This is a genomic window from Singulisphaera acidiphila DSM 18658, from assembly GCF_000242455.2.
Classification (GTDB): domain Bacteria; phylum Planctomycetota; class Planctomycetia; order Isosphaerales; family Isosphaeraceae; genus Singulisphaera; species Singulisphaera acidiphila.
This window is the reverse complement of sequence record NC_019892.1, coordinates 5,311,549-5,333,457: the sequence shown is the minus strand read 5'-3', so window position 1 is coordinate 5,333,457 and position 21,909 is coordinate 5,311,549. Positions and strand designations below refer to the sequence as shown.

Sequence of the window (21,909 nt, the reverse complement as noted above, 5' to 3'; positions counted from 1 at the left end):
CCCTCGATAGGGCCTCGATCTCAAGGTGGAGAGGAAGATACTCGAAAGGACTTGGGCCTCCGCCAAGCAAAAAAGAGAAGGGCATCAAGTAGCTAATTTGCCCGCCAGGGCCGCCGCATTGATGGCACTCCGATTGGCGGTATACACCGTGATGCCCTCGAAGGAGATGAGATCCGCATCATCGGAAATGACGTGTCTCATTCCGGTCCGCTGAGCACTGGCGACAAAGGCGGCATCCCCAAAATCTGCCGCTGATGGGATCCATTGCACCAGGGTCTGATCCAGAGCAGATGCGTCTTGCCCAACCTGCGGTATCACATCCACAAGCTTACGGATCGACTGCAAGGTCGTCTCGACGCTCTCACGAAGGGCTTGCAGTTGACTATAATAGTGATACCGAACCGTCTTGATATACTTCGGCGTGAAATCTTGGCCCGGCATATCCGGGTCGAGTTCGGGACGACGGGGGTCCGTCCGCCACAAAATCTCGAGTTCTGTCCGCTCGATAATGTGTGCGACTTCAGCCAAGGCTCCGGCCGTCGTGCACAGAGCCACCCCTCCTTGGACCGCCTTTTTCCACCAAATGGGGTAGAAACGGATCTGATAAGGGGAAGGCGATCTCAGCCCTGCCGTTACGGAGGACGTGAAGTCATAGCCGACGATATACAGGACGTTCGCATCCACAATCCCACGCTTGGGCAAGGGAGCACTTCCTGCACGGAGATCAACCACCGAGGCTTTAACCATCCTGGCGGGAATCATCCGTGAAACTCAGTCCTCAAGGGCACGGTTGGATGCGGACAGGATCGCCGCCTGCTGATCGGGGGTCGCATTGTAATAGCGGGCGGCGTTCTTCAGGACGAGATGAACGAGCTTTTCATCCGTGGAGTCGAGACCGGTCCAATTGAGCCGCTGGCTCAGAGCATCAACGGAGAAGTTAGCGAACAGGCAGGAGACCGCCGAGTTCAAAAACGAGCTTGTGAGCGTTCGAACGCCGGAGAAATCCAGTATGGCGCAAGCCCCTTGAGCCAGAGCGGTATGCGTCTGCTGACACAGTACGGCTCCGTCTTCGGGGTCGACGCAAACGGGGCCAATGAGTTCGACGACACGGATTGGGGTCATGTTCAAAAGCGATCCTCGGCTTTTATTGGATCGTATAGACCTCGTCCGGACGAATCAAGAGTCCGATCTGAATCAGAGTTCCCGGAAATGGCGTCAACATCGATTGTGCCGTCCGGTTCACCCCTTTCTGAGCATAGTATCCGGTATTGGCCAAGATTCGGAGAGAACCTCCGTTTACCTTGACGAACTCTCTCAGCATAAACAGACCTAAACCGCCGGGCCCGGACTTGGTTGAGTGTCCTTCTTCAAGGGCCCACTGGATGGCCGACCCGCAACAGTTTTGCGCAAAACCCGCCTGTTGGACCTTCCTGGCTAAACCAAGGCCAAGGTCGCAAACGCAAAACTGAACCTCCTTCACGTGGGGGTAGTACTGACCGATTGCCAATCCACCACAGGGTGAACCCGCGTGTTCGAAGATGTTGACTAACAACTCACAGAGTGATCGGTTGGTCTCCTTAACCAAGTCCGGGGTCATCGCTGGCATGTTATCGCCAGCACGAATCACTGTACCAATGTATCCTTCAACGGCTTCCCCGTCAAGTTCCGTTTGATGGAACAATGGGATGGCATTGTCGGTCCATGGGTGGTTGTTCGCCCCGAACAATTTTGTGAGTTCCCAGCGTCCCAATTGACGCCGAATCTCCGCGCTCACGGTCTCCCAATCGATTTGCGTTTGACGCCCCCACTGCTGCCGATGGAGGACGAAGGCGGCCAAAATGGCGGCTCCTTCGGCATTCAAGAAGGTGCAGGCCGAGAGATCGAGGATCACATCGGGACTTTCGCCCCAATATGGGGCCAGAGTGTTGAGGAATCTGGCAGTCCCCCAAACGTCCCGTTTGAGGTGGAGGCTCACCACTCCGAGTCGGTCCCAGGTCATAGACAGGCCACCGGAATTAGGTCGCGAGATACCGCTGAAAGCCGAGCGGGCCTGACACAACCGTTCAGTCACTCAAAATCTACACGATGACGTGTAACGGATGAATACCAACTCTTCATTTCACCCTGCTGACGATTAAGCGTATCCCTTTCCCAAGGTCTCTACTCAGGACGTAGCCATTGCCCCGGCAAGGTTTACGGCGAGTTCTGCGTGCTGGGGTGACGGTTCGAGAGCGCCGAATTGGTTCGCCAAACGTGGCGGCAGAAACGAATCGCTTTCGACAAATCCCAGGGGGGAATCATCGGCGCCTGACTTCCGTTCCCCCCCGAACCAAAAAAACGTCGCCGGGACCTCTCAACTCGGATACAACCTGAATCCTAAAATAAGAACCCCAAAGACGAGACCAATTGATGAAACGGCTCATTTTCGCAGTGCTCGCCATCCCTTGCGTTGCGTTGGCGATCGATCCCCAGTTGATGCCGGACCCGCTCTATGAGCCGAAAATTGGCGACCTCTGCGTAATCGGTTTCTTTGATACGCAATCGAAGACTTGCTCGGACGTCGAGGCTTGGAAAGATGAATCCACGTATCAGGAATACTGGAAAGCACTCCTGGGCAATGATGAAACGAAGCGGAAAGCGATTGAAGCAAGCGGGCGCATGATTGAGATCAAGGCGGGGACTCGAGCCGAATTGCTCAAGCAGCAAACCTATCCTGTCAGAGATCCCCGGCCGGATGCGGCCAATCTGCGCCCAAACCACGGACCTTACAAGAATCAGTCCATTTGGATCGCCCGGTCGGACATCCTTCGCAAGGCTGAAAATTCCAGGCCGACCACCGAGGCCACGAATGCTCGCGCAGTGTCGCTCTTGAAGTCCGGTCAAAACCTGGAAAAACGCGGGAAGAAAGCCAGCGCGATCGAGTCCTACGGTCGAGTCATGACCGATTTCCCGGACACGCCCGAAGCGAAGACGGCCGAGGAACGCATCAAGGCATTGGGCGGGGAGGTCCCGGCCAAGCGAGAAACGAAGGCCAAAGCGGACACCTCCCCCAGCGCCAGCACGGGCAAATCTCCCCGATAGGCGAAGTGCCGGTACGCGTCCTAAACCGTTAGACATGGTCTTCCTTTGAATGACTTGCAGGCCCTGTGCCACGGCCCGGGCTGATCCGGACGGCCATCCTGGCCCACCCCACCACGCCCATCATCTTCGTCGGCCAATCCCAAATATGCGGCCGGAGGCACATCCCAATGAAGGCCACCCGTTGCTCCAGGAGCAGGGAGTGGCCTTATCGCCAGGTCGCCGAATTGCTGAAAACCGGTTTGGAACGGCTGGAGGAATGCCAGCGACGGACAAAAAATCGCCGTCGGTGGCGAAGCATTCATCGCTTGGCCGGCGATCAAGGCAAGTTAGCGACGTCGCAACTCCAGTCTTTTCAAGAAGAAACGACAAATTCACTCGCAAGCAATGGGCGGCATGAGAAATGTCTTGGCCGTAAGGATTGGCATTCTGTTGCCGCCTCGCTCGATGGCGGCAACTCGTTTCCTTAAGGGCCGGTCGGCGGGATCGCTGACCCCTTGATCTGACATCTCATGTTGCCCGGAGTGTTCCACAGTGGTTTATCGTCCCCGTCATCGATGCAGCCTTCGACTCGGTTTCACCCTGATCGAATTGCTGGTCGTGATCGCGATCATCGCCGTACTGGTCGGCCTGCTGTTGCCGGCCGTGCAGGCAGCTCGCGAGGCCGCGCGCAGCTTACATTGCAAGAACAACCTGAAGCAAATTGCCCTGGCGGCACACAATTACCACGACATCAACAACTGTTTCCCTTCGGCGAGACCGTCCTCTTCTCCCCAGTATGGTCACATGGTCACGCTGCTCCCGTTCATCGAGCAGGGCAGTCTCGTCAACTCGTTCAACGTCTCGGTCCCGGGCGGCTTCGGGGACGCGGCGAATCAGACGGTGGCGAATACGAAGCTGTCGATCTTGCTGTGCCCATCGAATCCGGTCCAAAGCACCTGCAACTTGCGCAAATCCAGCCAGACAGGAAAGGCGTACGGAGCGTTCATCACCGACGCGACGGGCAAGACCTTGACGGGCTGGACGACGGACTACTGGGTCAACCACGGCATCAACGCGACGACCTATGCTCTGATCAGCCCGAATCCCACGCCCGATCCGATCCTGAAAGGGAACACCCCGACAATGGCGATGGTGACGGACGGGCTCTCGACGACGACCTTGTTCCTGGAGCATGCGGGCTACGACCGCCATTACATCAAGAATGTCGGCATGCCGATGCCGGATACCGATCTGACGCTCGACCAGCCAGGCGCCTGGGGAGCGTGGCTGGGGTGGTGCGCGTTCATGGTTCAAGGGTATCCCAACTACACCCTGACGACTTACCCGGCCGGCACGTCGAACGCCCCCTCCGGGACCGCCTGTGCGATCAACTGCAACAACTCGCAGGGCGTCTTCGGCTTCCACCCAGCAGGGGCGAACGTGGCCATGGGCGATGGCAGCGTCCGCATGTTCTCGCAAAGCATGTCCGTTGCGAACCTGATGTACTCGGTCAGCCGGAATGGCGGCGAGATCGTCCAGGAATAACGACCAATTAAGCGTCGACAACTGAGCCAATCTTGAATCGTCCGACGGGCACTCTTGCCAATGTCGCGTCGTCCTTTTTTTACGGTTCCAACCTTCGCTTCAATCCCCACTTTGAGACGCTCGTATGCTCATACCGTCTTCCTTTCGCATGTTCTTCGGCCTGGTCGTGATGGCGGTTGTGACGACCGAAGCCGCCGCCGAACCGCCCCTGGTCCGATCCGCGAAGTCTGGCGCATGGTCCGCGGCAGAAACGTGGGACCAGGGCCGCATCCCGAAGGCCGGCGACCGAGTTGTGATCCGGGCCGGTCACCACGTCGGCTACGACGTCAGTTCCGAAGACGTCATCCGGCTGGTGCAGATTGCCGGCACCCTGGAGTTCGCCAGGGACCGCAGCACCCGCCTGGACGCGGGCCTGATCACCATCACGACGAACGAGGAACCCTCGGAAGATGGCTTCGACTGCCATGCGGCCATGGCGGAGATGAAAGGCATGGCCGAGTCATCCCGCCCCGCGCTCCTTGTCGGCCGCCCCGGTTCCCCGATCCCTGCCGAGTTCACGGCCACGATTCGCCTGCATTACGTTGAGGGCATGGACAAGGTCTCCTGCCCGGCCGTCGTCTGCTGTGGCGGGCGGATGGAATTTCACGGGGCGCCGCTCCCGCAGACCTGGCTCAAGATCCGCCAGACAGCCGACGCGGGTGGGTCCTCCGTTTACGTTGACGAATGGGCAGAGGGCTGGAAGCAGGGCGACCATGTCATCGTCACCAGCACCCGCCGCCAGCGCGATGGCCGGGGCGTAGGGGGCGATTTCCTCGCGGGGGCCCAGACCGAGGAGCGGCGGATCACCGGCCTCTCGCCCCGCGATTTCACCGGCGGATATGCGTTGAAGCTGGATCGACCGCTGGCATTCTCCCACTTCGCCGAGGGGAATTTCCGGGCCGAGATCGCGAACCTCACACGGAACGTGGTGGTCGAATCAGCCGATCCCGACGGGGTCCGCGGCCACACCATGTACCACCGGAATTCGGCCGGATCGATCAATTACGCGGAGTTCCGCCACCTCGGTAAGCGGGACGAGAAGGGGCGATACAGCATCCACTTCCACCTGGCCGGCGAGACGATGCGGGGTAGCTCGGTCATCGGGGCCTCGATCTGGGACAGCCACAACCGCTGGATCACGATCCACGGCACCGACGCCCTCGTGGTCCGTGACAACGTGGGCTACAAGAGCGTCGGACACGGCTACTTCCTCGAGAGCGGCTCTGAGGTCAACAACGTCCTCGATCACAACCTCGCCGCGCTGGTGCTGCCCGGCAAGCCCCAAAAGGATCAGGAGGTCCCCTTCGACCTCAACCGAGGCGCCGGCTTTTGGTGGGCGAACAGCCAGAATAGCTTCACCAGGAACGTGGCCGTCGAGTGCGCTGAGTATGGCTACCGGTTCGACACGAAGAAGACGGAGGATTACGACCCGGTCCGGTCGATCCGCCAGCCCGACGGCACGGTGCAGCCGAAGGACGCGCGGATCCTGCCGTTCGTCCGGTTCGAGGACAACGAGGCCCACACCATGAAGTTCTTCTGCCTGAACTTACGAGGCGTCACGCGCCCGGACCGGGGCCTCGACTTCTACAGCCAGAGCGAGAGCCTGGCCCGCGAGTCGGCAGAGGCCATCCCCGAAGCGGGGCACCCGTTCTGGATCCGCAACTTCCGCGGCTGGGAGGCGAACTGGGCCACCCACCTCGGAACCACGGGCGTGTTCATCGACGGCCTCGACGTCTTCCGCTCGGACGTCGCGATCTGGCGATCGATCATGGACGGGTCCGGGTTCCGGCGGATGACCACCAAGGACATGCGCGTCAACGACATCCACAACCCACTCAGCTCGGGCTATGTCCCCTCGAAGGGGGAGGCCGACCGAGGAGTCTTCCGAGGCGTTTCCAGCTTCCGGGACGACATGCCCCCCACGACGGTCATCACCAGCGCAATCCGCGAAGGCAACCTGGTCGTCGTCAAGGGCTCCACGGCCGACACGAGTGACCTGAAACGCGTCACCGTCAACGGTCGGCCGGCCCGATCAACCCGCGGAAGCTTCGCCGAATGGGAGATCGCCCTCGACGCCCCGGCCGGCAAGCCATTCGAGATTGCAGCGACATCCGAGGACGTGCACGGTCACGTGGAACCGAGACCTCATGTCGTGCGAATGGATGGGGCCGAAGCGCCGAAATGACCGCGAGAGCAGCCGATCGAGTTAACCCGCAGAGGTGGGTGCGGCCAGGTCGCAAGCGTCCTGGCCGCAGCTCCGCTTGGTCTTTGGATTGATCGTGATTCTTTCTCAAATAGCCTCAATTGCGCCTCATTCCCCTGGCGGCGTCGCGTCACGCTCCGGCTGTGACCAGAGACCATCGGCCCCTTTATTCGAATGATCTCCCTTTGACTTCGCTCGCGAATCGGCGAAGATCCTAGGTCCCCCCCCTGCCCGACTCGCCACGCCCCAAGGACATTCAAGTCGATGACAACCTCTTGCCGTCTTGCGTCGGCCCTGCTGGTTCTGCTGACCTTGCCTCCTGGCCTGAGCAAGGCGCAGGAGGTGCAATGGCGCGATGCCGCTTCGTTTGCAATCGAGGGCAAGGGTTGGGCCAAGACGGAGGGGCCCTTCGTCCGGCTGCCGGATTCGGCCAAGAACAAGGTCTCTCCGACGGCCTGGCAACTGAGCAAGGAGAGCGCCGGGATTTGCATCCGCTTCGTCACGGACGCCGCCGCCGTCAGCGTTCGGTGGTCGCTCACCAGCGGGTCGCTGGAGATGCCGCATATGCCCGCAACAGGAGTCAGCGGCGTGGATCTCTACGCCCGCTCGGCCAATGGCGCGTGGCGATTCATCGGGAACGGTCGGCCGCATAAGCAGGACGGCAACCTCGCCAAGTTCGACTTCACGGACGGCGGCAAGCCAGGGCGGGAATGCCTACTCTACCTCCCCACGTACAATGGCACGAAGTCGCTGGAGATCGGTGTGCCGCCGAGCGCTCATCTGGAAGCGGCGGCTCCTCGGCCCGAAGGTCGGAGTCGACCGATCGTTGTTTACGGCACGTCGATCGTCCAGGGCGGGTGCGCATCGCGGCCCGGCATGATCTGGACGGCCATCCTGGGCCGCCTGCTCGACCGCCCTGTAATCAACCTGGGCTTCTCGTCCGCAGGCACGATGGAGCCCCCCGTGGCGGAGCCGCTCGCCGAATTGGACGCAGCCGCCTATGTGATTGATTGCATCTGGAACATGAGTGAAGACCCTGCGCTCTACCTGGATCACGTCACCCGCCTCGTGCAGACGATTCGCAAGGCCCACCCCACCACGCCCATCATCTTCGTCGGCCAATCTCAGATGCGGCCGGAGGCTCATCCCACGAAGGCCACCCTCGGGCAAGAGGCGGCGGTGCGGAGCCTCCAGGAGGAAGGCGTCAAGGGCCTCTTCATCGTCCCGGGGAAGGACCTCATCGGCGACGACGGCGAGGGGACCGTGGACGGGGTCCACCTCAACGACCTCGGGATGGACCGGCAAGCCCGTTGCCTGTTCCCGATCGTCCGCAAGGCCGTGAACGGGCCGGAAGATTCCGACAGGCCGGAGGACAAAACGTCCGCCCGCTAGCCCGTCACGCCAGGCGGAGCGGACGGAGCCCTGCGTCTCCATCGACCCCGGCATGGCCGTGACTCTGAGTGAGTCTACGGCCGGCCGTGGGTGTCGATCAGCTCCATCACAGTCTGCCCGGCGCGGAGCAGCGCCCGCTCGCGGCCCCCGAACCCCTCATACTGATAGGGGAAGAAGCCCTCGGGGTGCGGGACGCGAACGAGGATCTCGCCTCGAGGGGGAGCCCGGAGACCCTCGATGGGATAGAGGAACTGTGCGTTCAGCATCAGGTAGTTCGCCCCGAGCTCAGCGCCTGGGCGTTCGTGCGACCGAAACGGATCGTCCGGAATTCCGTGGTCGAGGCGGGGCCCCTCGAACGTCAGGCCACGGGCGACGGGACCGTAAATCGCCTCAACCCGGCGAAGCACGTCGCCCGGATAGTGCAGCGCCAGGGGCGCTCCGAAATTGAACGCGGCCTGGGCCAGCAGCACCAAGGTGCCCAGGATCACCCCCCTGCCGAGCGGCCGGCCGTCGAGCAGCCGGGTCAAAGCGCATGCAGTCCCGAGGCAGAAGAACGGCACGACCTGCCGGGCGAGCCGACCGTACACGACCATTCTCTCCATCCCGGTCGAGCCTGCCGCGAGCACGAGGTAGAGCGAAAAGGCCGTCGCGAGCCACCGCAACCCGCGCACGCGCCCCGAGGCATTGCGACTCGCGCGACCGGCAAACAAAAGGATCGCGGGAGCGCCGAGGCCCCAGACCAGCAGGAGGCCGTGCTCCGCGTGCCACAGGTAGACCCAGGGGAGCGACCATCCTTCTTTGAAGTCCCCCTGGGTCACCGTGCCGGGGAAGCGGAGGAGGCTCGCCGGAAGGTCGGACCCTCGGGCGACGGCCAACAGCAGGACGAGCGCAACCGGCGCAACAAAACCGAGCCCGGCAGCCAGCCCCCGCCGCGCAACGCCACCCCACGACGGCCAGCCGCCGAGCACATGGATCGCCGTCACCGCCACCGCCATGAGCCAGTAGCCGTAGTAGGTCAGGAAGGCCAGCCCAGCCACCGCCCCGGCCCACGCCGACCGCGCCGGGCCGGGGTGTTTGCCCAGGCCGATCCAGAGAGCCAGCAGCGCCAGGGCCATCGAGGCGTCATAGGGCAAGAGATGACGGGCATAGTAGAACATGGAGCTGGAGCAGGCCATGAGCAGGGCCGCCGCCAGCCCCTCGCGCCGATCGCCCCCGGCCCGTCGGGCGACGGCGTAGGTCAACCCAATACAAACGACCGAAGCCAGCGACAGGACGAGTGCGGAGACCGACAACCAATCACGAACGATCACCCAACGGATCGGCCTCCCGCCGAGCCACGCCACCCCACACTGAACGACGGCGGGACCGCAGCAGAGCACCGTGTAAAAGCAGTGCGCCACCGATCCGACGACCACGTCGCACGCCCCCCCAAGCTCCCCCCTGGCCAGGTGCTCCAGAACGCCCCAGCACTGAAAATACCGCGTCTCGTCGGGAAAGTAGCACTGCCCCCCGCGCAACACCAGGACGACGCGCAAACACCACGCAACCAGCAGCAAGGCCAGAAGGCCGCCGGACCCGCCCAACTTGGCTGGCATCGCTTTGGATCTCCGATCACGCACATCCGGGCAATCTTCGTCTGCGCCTCGATCGGCACACGAGAAGTTGAGCGCCCGGAGTAATGCGATCGCGATGCCATCAATCACAAAATGCGAATTTCTCAAAACCTCTCATACGTGACACAAGATCAATCCACTCCGAAACGAACCAGGCAAAGCTGGGAATGCAGAGGACGTGTCCGAAAATAACCTCGTCATTGGTTCCGCATGACGACCTGATGGCGTGAGAAGGCCAGGCTTCTCCAAACTCGCGAAGATTTCCTGAGCGATTGAGGCTCGCCCCGCCGGCCTGAATCAGTTTCTTCCCGTCGGCCGGGCCCGATCTCATTGCCAACCCATCAGTTAAGATGACGCCCCTCCAAAAAGCATTGGCCCCCCGACAACGCCTCGGCTGACCGCGTCGAAGAAGGGGAAAACGGATTCGACAAAGCGTGGCCGTAACGGCAGCGCAAGCATTCCAAGGCGAAACGCTTGCGAAAATTCGATCCATTCATCATGAAATAACATAATCCTTGGCGACACAAGAAATCGCCGTCTCTTCTTAGTCGCTTGGCCGACCCCTCGGCAACTTCGATCGCAAAAGGGAGCATCGGACGACCCACCAAGCACGTCGCCCCGATTCACTCCCCCCAGGCGCGGGCGATCAAGAGCCGACCCGACGGGCAATCTCTGGCCGACGCCCTTTTTTCCGCCCTGGGTACGCGGGTCCCATGCGATCGCGAAGGATTCGAAAAACCTTGACGTGGGTCGCGGGCGGAGAAGATACTCCTTACGTGACGGCGGGGACGAATCTTCGCCCAAGATCGGAGGGGGGAGAAGCAAAGCCCGGCCACCATCCAAACCAGCCTCGGCGAACCTCAGTCGCATCGACTCATGTCTCATGGGTGCCTCAGCGTCTGGCCGCACCTGGGGAACGACCACCCCAAGAGCCCCAGCGCAGTCCTTTTGGCAAAGCCGACAGCCGCGAGCACGTGGGTCATGAAATCGGCCACCGCTCACCAATCAGCGCCAAGCTCTTTGACAATCAGGAGTTAGATCAAAAATCACCGCCAACCCCCTCTCGCGTGCCCGAAACCGTTTCCCCCAAAGCCATTCGGGCAACGCGACTTATCAACACCGCCGAGTGATCGAGCCATGCGAAGCCACCTCTCGCGGGATCGTGGTTAACCCCCTCTCCCCCAAGAGGATCGATCGCCGGCCGTCTTCCACGGCTTCCGAGCCGTGGCCCCATTGAAGCGAGAATGAGCGGCTGCGGCTTGCTGGCGGCGACATGTCTTCCACGGCTTCCGAGCCGTGGCCCCATTGAAGCATGAGAGGCGAGCGGAATTGGACGCTTGCCTCGGGTCTTCCACGGCTTCCGAGCCGTGGCCCCATTGAAGCATGTGTTGTGCGGCCGGCATCAGCCTGCGTTTCAAGTCTTCCACGGCTTCCGAGCCGTGGCCCCATTGAAGCGCGGCCTTTGCTGTCTTATTGAACAGTATCGCCGCAAGTCTTCCACGGCTTCCGAGCCGTGGCCCCATTGAAGCGTCCCCTATTATTGTATTTGTGTTCACATCCAGAAGTCTTCCACGGCTTCCGAGCCGTGGCCCCATTGAAGCGACCCACCGCGCACTGTCGTCCACGAGCAGGCCCAGGTCTTCCACGGCTTCCGAGCCGTGGCCCCATTGAAGCGACCAACGATCATGGCTACCCAACACTCCGAGCTCTTGTCTTCCACGGCTTCCGAGCCGTGGCCCCATTGAAGCGACACCGAGGATGGGCAAAGCCGCGGACTCCCACCCGGTCTTCCACGGCTTCCGAGCCGTGGCCCCATTGAAGCCAGTCTTCGCGGCTTTGGCGTGTCCACCCGCCTTGGTCTTCCACGGCTTCCGAGCCGTGGCCCCATTGAAGCTCGCCTCGCGCCGATTCCACCGCTGTGAAGCTATTCGTCTTCCACGGCTTCCGAGCCGTGGCCCCATTGAAGCTTGAGGGAATAAGTGATTATGTTCCGCAATGGACCATAGTCTTCCACGGCTTCCGAGCCGTGGCCCCATTGAAGCCCGTCTACGGAACGAGCGGAATTCCCGCACCCGTGGTTGTCTTCCACGGCTTCCGAGCCGTGGCCCCATTGAAGCGCCGCCCGATTCTTCGATGAGGGCGAAAATATCTCGTCTTCCACGGCTTCCGAGCCGTGGCCCCATTGAAGCGCGCTCTTGCCGAGGAGAATTTCCAGTCCAGCGACGCGTCTTCCACGGCTTCCGAGCCGTGGCCCCATTGAAGCTGCGATTTGATGGTCGACCAGGGCGATCATGTTGGGTCTTCCACGGCTTCCGAGCCGTGGCCCCATTGAAGCTCGGTAATCGATGCGATATCCGCCTCGGCTTCATCCAGTCTTCCACGGCTTCCGAGCCGTGGCCCCATTGAAGCGTTTCCGTGCGTCGCGACCGCCCCGGGCGTGAACGTGTCTTCCACGGCTTCCGAGCCGTGGCCCCATTGAAGCCACAACACCAGCGACGTAATTTGGCCTGCCCGACCTCGTCTTCCACGGCTTCCGAGCCGTGGCCCCATTGAAGCTTTTAACCCCTGCTCGACCAGGGACTTGATTTCGTGTCTTCCACGGCTTCCGAGCCGTGGCCCCATTGAAGCAGCCCGAATTCCTTGGCCAATGTTTGCTGAGCTTCGGTCTTCCACGGCTTCCGAGCCGTGGCCCCATTGAAGCCGGTCGCTGAATCGCTGCAAGAGGACCCCTCGCAGGGTCTTCCACGGCTTCCGAGCCGTGGCCCCATTGAAGCGCTGGCAAGGCCGGCAATTTACGCGCTCGCTCGATACGTCTTCCACGGCTTCCGAGCCGTGGCCCCATTGAAGCCTGAGTGAAGATGCCGCGGTCGGTTGATCCCTACTGGAGTCTTCCACGGCTTCCGAGCCGTTTCCTTGTACCGTTGCCCCCCAGTCGTGAGGACGGTCTTCCACGGCTTCCGAGCCGTGGCCCCATTGAAGCCTGAGTGAAGATGCCGCGGTCGGTTGATCCCTACTGGAGTCTTCCACGGCTTCCGAGCCGTGGCCCCATTGAAGCCGTCAGGGTGTGTCGAAGTCGGCGTTCACCAGGTCGTCTTCCACGGCTTCCGAGCCGTGGCCCCATTGAAGCACCGACCAGGGGAGCCCGCGCTTCGCGTTCAGGATCGTCTTCCACGGCTTCCGAGCCGTGGCCCCATTGAAGCCTCGGCTTCCGTGATCGGCTCGGCTGCCGTCGGCGGTCTTCCACGGCTTCCGAGCCGTGGCCCCATTGAAGCTCTCGTCATTTCGAGAGGCACGCCTTCAACGCTCTGGTCTTCCACGGCTTCCGAGCCGTGGCCCCATTGAAGCACGCAGATGTGGCCGCTTGCGCGACCACTCCCGGGCGAGTCTTCCACGGCTTCCGAGCCGTGGCCCCATTGAAGCTTCCGTCTGGTGCCCCATCCAGGCATCAATAATCCGGTCTTCCACGGCTTCCGAGCCGTGGCCCCATTGAAGCTCATCCAGTCTTCCGTGAAGGCCCAAGTCAAGGCAGTCTTCCACGGCTTCCGAGCCGTGGCCCCATTGAAGCACGGGTGGAGACACTCTGACGTTCAGCCGGAAGGAGTCTTCCACGGCTTCCGAGCCGTGGCCCCATTGAAGCTACGGGAGTTGGATTCTGCGGCCACTACCGGCCTCAAGTCTTCCACGGCTTCCGAGCCGTGGCCCCATTGAAGCGCGTCAACTCGATAATCTTACCCGTCCGAATCTCGCGTCTTCCACGGCTTCCGAGCCGTGGCCCCATTGAAGCGTCTCCGAAATCTGGCTTAAATCTAGCTAGTGAATCAGGTCTTCCACGGCTTCCGAGCCGTGGCCCCATTGAAGCTCGTTCGTGCTCGAGGCCGGTTTCGAGCCGAAGGCGTCTTCCACGGCTTCCGAGCCGTGGCCCCATTGAAGCGGCGCTTACTCCGGCCTCATCATCACCGGCAACGTGCGTCTTCCACGGCTTCCGAGCCGTGGCCCCATTGAAGCGATAGCGCGAGCGTGCAGGATAATCTCACGCCTGGCCAGTCTTCCACGGCTTCCGAGCCGTGGCCCCATTGAAGCAATCAACGGCAACACCCTGACCGTCCAAGCCAATTTCGTCTTCCACGGCTTCCGAGCCGTGGCCCCATTGAAGCCCGGTTGCGATCGCGGCCCGAAGTGCCAGCGTGTCATCGTCTTCCACGGCTTCCGAGCCGTGGCCCCATTGAAGCGCGGCGCGGGCCGACTCGTTATCCGCGATCTGCTGTGTCTTCCACGGCTTCCGAGCCGTGGCCCCATTGAAGCGCAACATGGGGTCGATGCCCAACCACTTGGACGACTCGTCTTCCACGGCTTCCGAGCCGTGGCCCCATTGAAGCACCGCCATCGAGAGCCATATCCCGCCGACCCATACCGTCTTCCACGGCTTCCGAGCCGTGGCCCCATTGAAGCTCCATCTCGCCACGCCAGTTAACCCAAGGCCCAGACGTCTTCCACGGCTTCCGAGCCGTGGCCCCATTGAAGCTTCCCGACTAATTTCCCAGTCTTTTGCGAACCCGTGTCTTCCACGGCTTCCGAGCCGTGGCCCCATTGAAGCCATCTGGCCGGCGACGCGCGATCGACCTGCTACTTGGTCTTCCACGGCTTCCGAGCCGTGGCCCCATTGAAGCTTCTTGGGTCGGTGGATACTTTCCGCCCATCATCATGTCTTCCACGGCTTCCGAGCCGTGGCCCCATTGAAGCGCGTAAGGATCAGAAATCGGGATTCTCAGACTGGTGTCTTCCACGGCTTCCGAGCCGTGGCCCCATTGAAGCGACCCCGGCAGGTGTAACCTCGGCCGTCCAATGCTCCGTCTTCCACGGCTTCCGAGCCGTGGCCCCATTGAAGCTTCGGCCGCCTTGTCTCGCCATGCCGCGAACCCCTCGTCTTCCACGGCTTCCGAGCCGTGGCCCCATTGAAGCGATGTAATGCTTCGTGTGAGCGTCCACGGTGTGGACGTCTTCCACGGCTTCCGAGCCGTGGCCCCATTGAAGCGCCGGGCATGATGCGTTTAACTAATCGCTTAAGCTTTGTCTTCCACGGCTTCCGAGCCGTGGCCCCATTGAAGCATTTCCTTGCGGAACGCGTCGATCGACCGTTGGAGCGTCTTCCACGGCTTCCGAGCCGTGGCCCCATTGAAGCGTTCTCAGCTGCTTCTTGCGGTCCTTAGCGGCCTGGTCTTCCACGGCTTCCGAGCCGTGGCCCCATTGAAGCATAAACTCGCGTGCAAATGTTTTTGTGGCGTCTCGCGTCTTCCACGGCTTCCGAGCCGTGGCCCCATTGAAGCGCCTGCTGGTGTTGCATGCGATTTTGTGCAGCGACGTCTTCCACGGCTTCCGAGCCGTGGCCCCATTGAAGCTGGTATCGTTCAGCGTTGGCGGCAACTTCTAAGGCCGTCTTCCACGGCTTCCGAGCCGTGGCCCCATTGAAGCATGAGGCAGCTTGTCGTCATCAATGACGCACTCCTGGTCTTCCACGGCTTCCGAGCCGTGGCCTATTGGAGCCAAAGCACTCGCACAACTGGCAGGGCGCGAGCCGTGTCTTCCACGGCTCATCGACGCACGCTTGATGGGCCCGGTCGGCGGCGGCATGATGGAAAGAACATGGGGCGGATCACCTCGCCGGGAGTCGTAGCCAATGAGACGCACGCTGACGGCCCTTACTCTCCTGCTCGGCCTACCCCTTTCGGTGGTCGCTTGCTTGTGGGACAGGGACACTCCCGCCGACGAGGCCAAGGGGATGCCCGAAGTCGTCGCCGTGCTCACCGGCAGGTTCGAGAGGAATCCACCGCGGTTCTATGAGATGCGGCTGGCTCGCGTCACCGCCCAGCTTGAGAGCCACCCCGAGGACCTCGCCGGCTACGACGACGCCGGGGTCGCCTGCGACCGCCTGGGACGCGGCGATGAGGCCATCTCCTGGATGGAGAAGAAACAGACGCAACTGGAAAAGCACGAGGACTCGCTCCCGGAGGTGAAGGAACAACGCTATCGGTATCATGCGAATCTCGGCACGTTCCTCGTTCACCGTTGGGTGCGGCAAGGGGCCGATCGATCAAAGATCGACGAGGTCAAGGCCGCTCGCGACGAGATCGCCAAGGCCCTTGAGATCAACCCGAACGCCCACTTCGGCCGCGAGAAATACCAGCTTCGGGCGATCCAATGGATCATCGATCCGCCGAGAGCGGCAGGCTTGCGGGATCTCCCCAACCTCCTCGGCTGGAGCATGGAGACGATCTACAAGCAAGCCGACCCTCAGCAAGCCGACGACGCCGTACGAGGACTGGCCGGCTTGATTGTGCTGGGGAACGCGTGGGAGAGCGTCGATATCTTCCATGCGCTCAGCGCCGCACTTCAAAACGACACGCTGGGCTTCGGGCAAAACCTCGATGGCGGTCGGAACACGCTGGCCTACTTCGCGTGGCTGCGATGCCGCGAACTGATCGACGCGGGCAAGAACTCGATGCTGCCCGACGCCCCCAAGGGTGAAGCATTGAAAGGGGCGCTCCTTCAGCCCGACTTCGTGGAGGGCGCACCGCTGCTCACTCCCACCTTCACGAAACTCCGCGCCGAGGCCGACGCTTGGCACACCGCCCGCAACGCATTCATGACAAGGCGACTGAACGAGGGCCACCACCCCGACTCCGACCCAAGCTTCTGGGACGGATACACCGAACAGCCCGCGCCGGAACTGCCGACGACCTCTATCTCCAAAGCCGCCAACACGAGCCCGGCCTCACCCGATTGGACAATTCTGTTTGTGGTTATCGGCATCCCGGTGCTTGCCGTCGGGTTGGTCGCCGGATCGTTGGTCGTCCGTAGGGCGAAGGCCCGCCGATGATCGACCCACAAGCAAGCAATTACACAGACCCGCATGTCTTCAAAAAATACACGCATCTTGCAGCCTGGAGGAGCGACCGTTTTTACAACGGATTCCTTGCGAGTTGAGCACGGAAATCTCAAGGGGCAGGAGTGGGTCCTCTCAAGCCCGGCCCCCCACTGGACTCGAAGACTCGGAAGCCTTCTTTTCTTGGGTGGCCCGGACAACTTGTTGTCCGTGGTCGCGCAGCGACAAGAGGCGTTGCGCGGACTGAGGCCGTCCGCTCGGCAACGGAGCTTTTCGAGAACCTCCTGTGGCTGCGCCACCACGGACAACAAGTTGTCCGGGCCACCCACCAAGGATCCTCTGTTTGTGCAATATATGAGCGAGAATTGCCGTAAGAAACAAATTGCCGTGTCTTCCACGGCTCATCGAGGCCCGCTTGATGGGCCCGGTCGGCGGCGGCATGATGGGAAGAATGTAGGATGGATCACCTCGCCGGGAGTCGTCGCCAATGAGACGCACGCTGACGGCCCTTGCCCTCCTGCTCGGCATCCCGCTTTCGGTGGGCGCTTGCTTGTGGGACAGGGACACTCCTGCCGACGAGGCCAAGGGAATGCCCGAAGTCGTCGCCGTGCTCACCGGCAGGTTCGAGAGGAACCCACCGCGGTTCTACGAGATGCGGCTGGCTCGCGTCACCGCCCAGCTTGAGAGCCACCCCGAGGACCTCGCCGGCTACGACGACGCCGGGGTCGCCTGCGACCGCCTGGGACGCGGCGATGAGGCCATCTCCTGGATGGAGAAGAAACGGGCGATACTGGAAAAGCACGAGGACTCGCTCCCGGAGGTGAAGGAGCAACGCTATCGGTATCATGCGAATCTCGGCACGTTTCTCGTTCACCGCTGGGTGCGGCAAGGGGCCGATCGATCAAAGATCGACGAGGTCAAGGCCGCTCGCGACGAGATCGCCAAGGCCCTTGAGATCAACCCGAACGCCCACTTCGGCCGTGAGAAATACCAGCTTCAGGCGATCCAATGGATCATCGATCCACCGAGAGCGGCGGGTTTGCAGGATCTCCCCAACATCCTCGGCTGGAGTATGGGGATGATCCAGGAGCAGCCCAACGCTCAGCAAGCCGACGATGCCGTACGAGGACTGGCCGGCTTGATCGTGCTGGGGAACGCGTGGGAGAGCGTCGATATCTTCCACGCGCTCAACGCCGCACTGCAAAACGACACGCTGGGCTTCGCGCGGAACCGCGAAGGCGGCCGGAACACGCTGGCCTACTTCGCGTGGCTGCGATGCCGCGAACTGATCGACGCGGGCAAGAACTCGATGCTGCCCGATGCCCCCAAGGGTGAAGCGTTGAAAGGGACGCTCCCTCGGCCCGACTTCGTGGAGGGCGCACTGCTGCTCGATCCCATCTTCACGAAACTCCGCGCCGAGGCCGACGCTTGGCACACCGTCCGCAACGCGTTCATGACAAGGCGACTGAACGAGGGCCGCCACCCCGACTCCGACCCGAGCTTCTGGGACGGTTACACCGAACTGCCCGCGCCGAAACTGCCGACGATCTCTGCCCCCGACGCCTTCCACGCAATGCTGGAGTCACGCAAGAGGATGGGGCTGTTGGTGATCATCGGCATCCCGGGTCTCGCCGTCGGGTTGATCGCCGGATCGTTGGTCGTCCGTAAGGCGAAGGCCCGTCGATGATCGACCTGCCAGGGCAGCGTCCACACAAATCCATACATCACCCCAATTCCATGCACATTTTGCAGCCCCGGAGGGGCGACCGTTAATAGCCAGGAGCGAAACCCCTTGGGAAAGTTCCGTATATTTACGCATGTAGCCCCGCATGGGCGACCGTTTGGGCAAGACCGACACCTTTGACGGTCGCCCCTCCGGGCCTACAAACCATTCGGATTTGAGCTTATCCTAATTTCCAGGGGTTTCACCCCTGGCTACAAACGGTCGCCCCTCCGGGCCTACAATGAATCCACAAGCGATCGCCTCAGCGGGAAAAACACAATAAATATCTGCACTCTATCGCAGCAATGCACTCATTTTTCAGCCCTGGAGGGGCGACCGTTAATAGCCAGGGGTGAAACCCCTGGAGAAGGTTCAACATATTAGCGTCCGCAGCTCCGGAGGGGCGACCGTTAGAGCGAGACCGACACCTTTGACGGTCGCCCCTCCGGGGCTACAAACCATTCGGATTTAAGCTTATCCTATTTCCATGATTCATCCCTGGCTAGAAACGGTCGCCCCTCTGGGGCTACAATGAATCCGCCGAACGGAAAATCTTCATCGCAAATGATGACTCGTTCAAAACCCCATTGGCTCGTGGGCTGTGGGGTTTTCCTTTTGATTGCACTCCCCGAGAGGTGAACCGGTGATTTCGGAAGAAGAGAGAAAGAAGGCCGAGTTGGATTGCCCAACCTGTGGGGATCGCTCGTATGCCTGGGGCCAAGTCGGAGGGCTCTTTTTTACGCCCGACAATGCTCCGCTCTTGCGACGAACTTTCGGAATGGGAGGGTATCTCAGAGCAAGGCGATGTCTCAACTGCGGAAACATCCAAATATTTTCAAAATCCGGTTAACTGATTCCATAAAGACGGGCGTGGGAAACAGCTCCAGACCGCCGTGCCCGTGGCTCATTCCACAGCCCCGGAGGACGGGACGTCACTCGGCGGGCCGTCCCTGAGGCCTCCTCTTCTCTCTTGACCGGGGCGTCTTGTGTTGGCTCGGGCGGGTGCGGTAAATTCCGAAGGGTAGGATTTTCTTGCTTGCGGAACGCGATGGCTCGGTTGGGAACAGGTGAAAATGCGATTCCTCCACCCCCGGTTGCCGGGTCTCATTCTTGCGGTTGCAGGCGTCCTGGCAGCGGGGCCGGCCCGTTCGCAGGCGCCCAAGGCGCAGGCGGGGCAGAAGTATGCGCTGCTCGTGGGGGTTCGCCAGTACAACCCGAACGAGTTACGCGAACTCCCCTATTCCGAGCCGGACGTGGTGGAGCTGGCCGGGCTCTTGAAAGATGCGGGCTATCGGCAAGTGGTCACACTCACGCAGACGACCGGGGCGACCAATTCGAGGCTCCTTCCCCTGGCGGAAAACATTCGCGCCACGCTCAAGGGGATGCTCGAGGATCGTGAGCCCGAAGATAGCGTCGTGCTCGCCTTTGCAGGCCACGGCGTGCAGTTCAGCGGGTCGGCTGAGAACTACTTCTGCCCGATGGACGCCAAGCTGGCCGATCGCGCAACCTTGATCTCGTTCGCCGACGTCTACCGACAACTTGAAGCGTGCGCAGCGGGCGTCCGGGTCATGCTGGTGGACGCCTGCCGCAATGACCCGCAATCGGACAACTCACGAGCCCGCTCCGTGGTGAAGCTGGAAAGCGTGACCCGTCCGCAACAACGCCGACCGCCGGGAGGAGTGGCGGCCTTGTTCAGTTGCTCGGAGGGCGAGAAGTCCTTCGAGCACGCCGAACTGAAGCACGGCGTCTTCTTCCACTACGTGATCGAAGGGTTGAAAGGAAAGGCGGACCTCGACAAAGACGGCACCGTCGACGTGGAGGAATTAGCCCGATACACCAAACGGAGCGTGCCGGACTTCGTCAAGGAGCAATACGGGTTCGACGTGCGGCAAATGCCCGTGCTGCGTGGAGAGATCAGCGGCCTCGCCACCATCGTCGGCCCCCTTCCGCTTGAGCCCGCGCCGAACGGGACACCCCCCCTGGGGCCAACCCCAGGCACTCCTGCCAGGCCGGAAAAAGACAGGCGATCCCGGATCGGAGTCGCTTTCAGCCCGCTCTCTCCGGCGGCGGCCCAAGCGATCGGGGTCGACCCCATGATGAAGGGGGCCTTGGTCGTCGGCCTGCTCCCGGGAGGTCCGGCGGAAAAGGCGGGATTGAAGGTGAACGATGTCGTCACAAGCTTCAATCAGCAACCGTTTATCGAACTCCCCTCGTTCAAGGAACGGCTCGCGGCCAGCGCGATCGGCAAACCCTTGACCTTGGCGTACCACCGCAACGGCCAGGAGCAATCGGTCGTCATCGTTCCGGTTCCGACCGAGGAGGCGATCTTCGAGCAGGAGAAGACAACCCCGGCGAAACCTCCCGAGGCTGAGGATCGTCGTCGCGCTATGCCGGGGGGTGGTGGTCCCCAAACCGCACTCCAGGAGTTCGGTCTCGAGGTTCAACCGCTGACGGCCGAACTCGCCAGGGACGCGGGCCTGAAAGAGTCCGACGGATTGCTCATCCGCGCCGTGAGGGAGGGATCACCCGCGTCGGCCCAGGGACTCGCGCCGGGCCTGGCGATCACCCAGATGGTCAAGGACAAGAACCTTCAGTCGGTGAAGCGCGTGAGCGACCTTGAGGCCCTCGCCGAGAAGTCGGAGGACTTGACGCTCTACGTCAAGTCGAGCAAGATCCCAGGCGCGTTCGTCACCTTGAAGAAGGCTCGGCCAGGCCCGCCGCCTCGATAGCCGGCCCCCTTCGTCAACGGGACTTGCCCACGAGGGACTCGAAGCCGACCGGTTCGCGCGCGAGCCGCCAGGGCCGGATAGGGAGTGAGCGACCGATGAGGGTACCCAAGATCCGCATCCGAACCTGGATGATCGTCGTCGCGGTCGTGGGCTTGGGGTGCAGCCAGATCGCAAACAACCCGTCGATCGGCATCATCCTGGCCGGCCCCTTGATCGGGTCGCCCTTGATCGGCCTCCGCATGCGCAACCGCCTCCACGGCTTCCTCGTCGGCGGGATCGTCGGGAGCCTGGCCGAGACCGGGCTCCTCGTCTTCTTTCGAGAGCCCATGACCCGTTTCATCGCCTTGGTGATCGGGCCTGCGCGAACCGTCGACGCCCCCTGGCCGCTGGCGAATGTGGCCGTCGGGTTCATGGTCGGCCTGGCGTTCGGGGTGGCGTACCTCATGCGGGCGGCCATCGTCAGCCCCGCCTACATCGTCGACAGCTCGGCAATGCGGATCAAGGAAGCCCCGAAGATCGACCCGGAATGGGGGGCAAACGCCGACCTGGCGGATCATCCTCGCTGAAAACGGCCCGGAATTCATCCTGGACCAAGAAAGTATTCCCTGGGACCGCGGGCGACCCGCCCGCTTTTCAATAAATCCAAATTGATAAATTGAATTGAAGAGCGGGCGGGTCGCCCAATGGCACTTACTTTCGCCAATCCTGCAATAAGGGGCACCTCT

Annotated in this window: 12 protein-coding genes and 2 CRISPR repeat arrays; of the genes, 8 read left to right on the top strand and 4 right to left on the bottom strand. The window is 61.8% G+C overall.

Features of this window, described 5'->3' with window-relative positions; genetic code table 11:
- Positions 1–84 precede the first annotated feature (84 nt).
- From SINAC_RS21050 to SINAC_RS21040, 3 genes are read right to left on the bottom strand one after another with little or no spacing between them, the layout of a single operon-like run.
- Positions 85–762, bottom strand: a complete 678-nt coding sequence (locus SINAC_RS21050) for a hypothetical protein (RefSeq protein WP_020467545.1) — start codon at positions 760–762, stop codon at positions 85–87.
- A gap of 9 nt (positions 763–771) precedes the next feature.
- Positions 772–1,122: an STAS-like domain-containing protein gene (locus SINAC_RS21045; RefSeq protein ID WP_015247612.1), complete on the bottom strand. Its 351-nt coding sequence runs from the start codon at positions 1,120–1,122 to the stop codon at positions 772–774.
- A gap of 22 nt (positions 1,123–1,144) precedes the next feature.
- On the bottom strand, positions 1,145–1,891 hold the full coding sequence (locus SINAC_RS21040; RefSeq protein ID WP_237722906.1) for an ATP-binding protein: 747 nt from the start codon (positions 1,889–1,891) through the stop codon (positions 1,145–1,147).
- A gap of 518 nt (positions 1,892–2,409) precedes the next feature.
- On the opposite strand from SINAC_RS21040, the gene SINAC_RS21035 reads away from it, so the two are divergent.
- The 4 genes from SINAC_RS21035 to SINAC_RS21020 all read left to right on the top strand — a co-directional run bounded on the left by SINAC_RS21035 (position 2,410) and on the right by SINAC_RS21020 (position 8,239).
- The gene (locus SINAC_RS21035; RefSeq protein WP_015247610.1) at positions 2,410–3,081 is read left to right on the top strand and encodes a tetratricopeptide repeat protein; all 672 of its coding nucleotides are present in this window, start codon (positions 2,410–2,412) and stop codon (positions 3,079–3,081) included.
- A gap of 531 nt (positions 3,082–3,612) precedes the next feature.
- Positions 3,613–4,605 (top strand): DUF1559 domain-containing protein, encoded by a 993-nt coding sequence (locus SINAC_RS21030; protein WP_015247608.1) that lies wholly within the window; start codon positions 3,613–3,615, stop codon positions 4,603–4,605.
- Between the two features lie 124 nt (positions 4,606–4,729).
- Complete coding sequence (locus tag SINAC_RS21025) at positions 4,730–6,829, top strand: G8 domain-containing protein (protein WP_015247607.1); 2,100 nt, start codon at positions 4,730–4,732, stop codon at positions 6,827–6,829.
- Positions 6,830–7,111: 282 nt separating this feature from the next.
- Positions 7,112–8,239 carry an SGNH/GDSL hydrolase family protein gene (locus SINAC_RS21020; protein WP_015247606.1) on the top strand — a complete coding sequence of 376 codons (1,128 nt, stop codon included), beginning with the start codon at positions 7,112–7,114 and terminating at the stop codon, positions 8,237–8,239.
- Positions 8,240–8,313: 74 nt separating this feature from the next.
- On the opposite strand, the gene SINAC_RS21015 is transcribed toward SINAC_RS21020, so the two are convergent.
- Positions 8,314–9,834, bottom strand: coding sequence for a glycosyltransferase family 39 protein (locus tag SINAC_RS21015; RefSeq protein WP_015247605.1), 1,521 nt, complete (start codon positions 9,832–9,834; stop codon positions 8,314–8,316).
- A 1,221-nt stretch (positions 9,835–11,055) separates the two neighbouring features.
- Positions 11,056–12,700: a CRISPR direct-repeat array (repeat unit 37 nt; unit sequence GTCTTCCACGGCTTCCGAGCCGTGGCCCCATTGAAGC).
- 94 nt (positions 12,701–12,794) lie between these two features.
- A CRISPR array of direct repeats spans positions 12,795–15,394; the repeat unit is 37 nt; unit sequence GTCTTCCACGGCTTCCGAGCCGTGGCCCCATTGAAGC.
- Between the two features lie 132 nt (positions 15,395–15,526).
- Here SINAC_RS21015 and SINAC_RS21010 point away from each other — a divergent pair.
- From SINAC_RS21010 to SINAC_RS20990, 4 genes are all read left to right on the top strand, one after another.
- Positions 15,527–16,726 (top strand): hypothetical protein, encoded by a 1,200-nt coding sequence (locus SINAC_RS21010; protein ID WP_015247604.1) that lies wholly within the window; start codon positions 15,527–15,529, stop codon positions 16,724–16,726.
- Positions 16,727–17,219: 493 nt separating this feature from the next.
- The gene (locus SINAC_RS21005) at positions 17,220–18,419 is read left to right on the top strand and encodes a hypothetical protein (RefSeq protein WP_015247602.1); all 1,200 of its coding nucleotides are present in this window, start codon (positions 17,220–17,222) and stop codon (positions 18,417–18,419) included.
- Between the two features lie 1,109 nt (positions 18,420–19,528).
- Positions 19,529–21,184, top strand: a complete 1,656-nt coding sequence (locus SINAC_RS21000; RefSeq protein ID WP_015247601.1) for a caspase family protein — start codon at positions 19,529–19,531, stop codon at positions 21,182–21,184.
- 95 nt (positions 21,185–21,279) lie between these two features.
- Positions 21,280–21,750: a hypothetical protein gene (locus tag SINAC_RS20990; protein WP_015247600.1), complete on the top strand. Its 471-nt coding sequence runs from the start codon at positions 21,280–21,282 to the stop codon at positions 21,748–21,750.
- Positions 21,751–21,909: the final 159 nt, after the last annotated feature.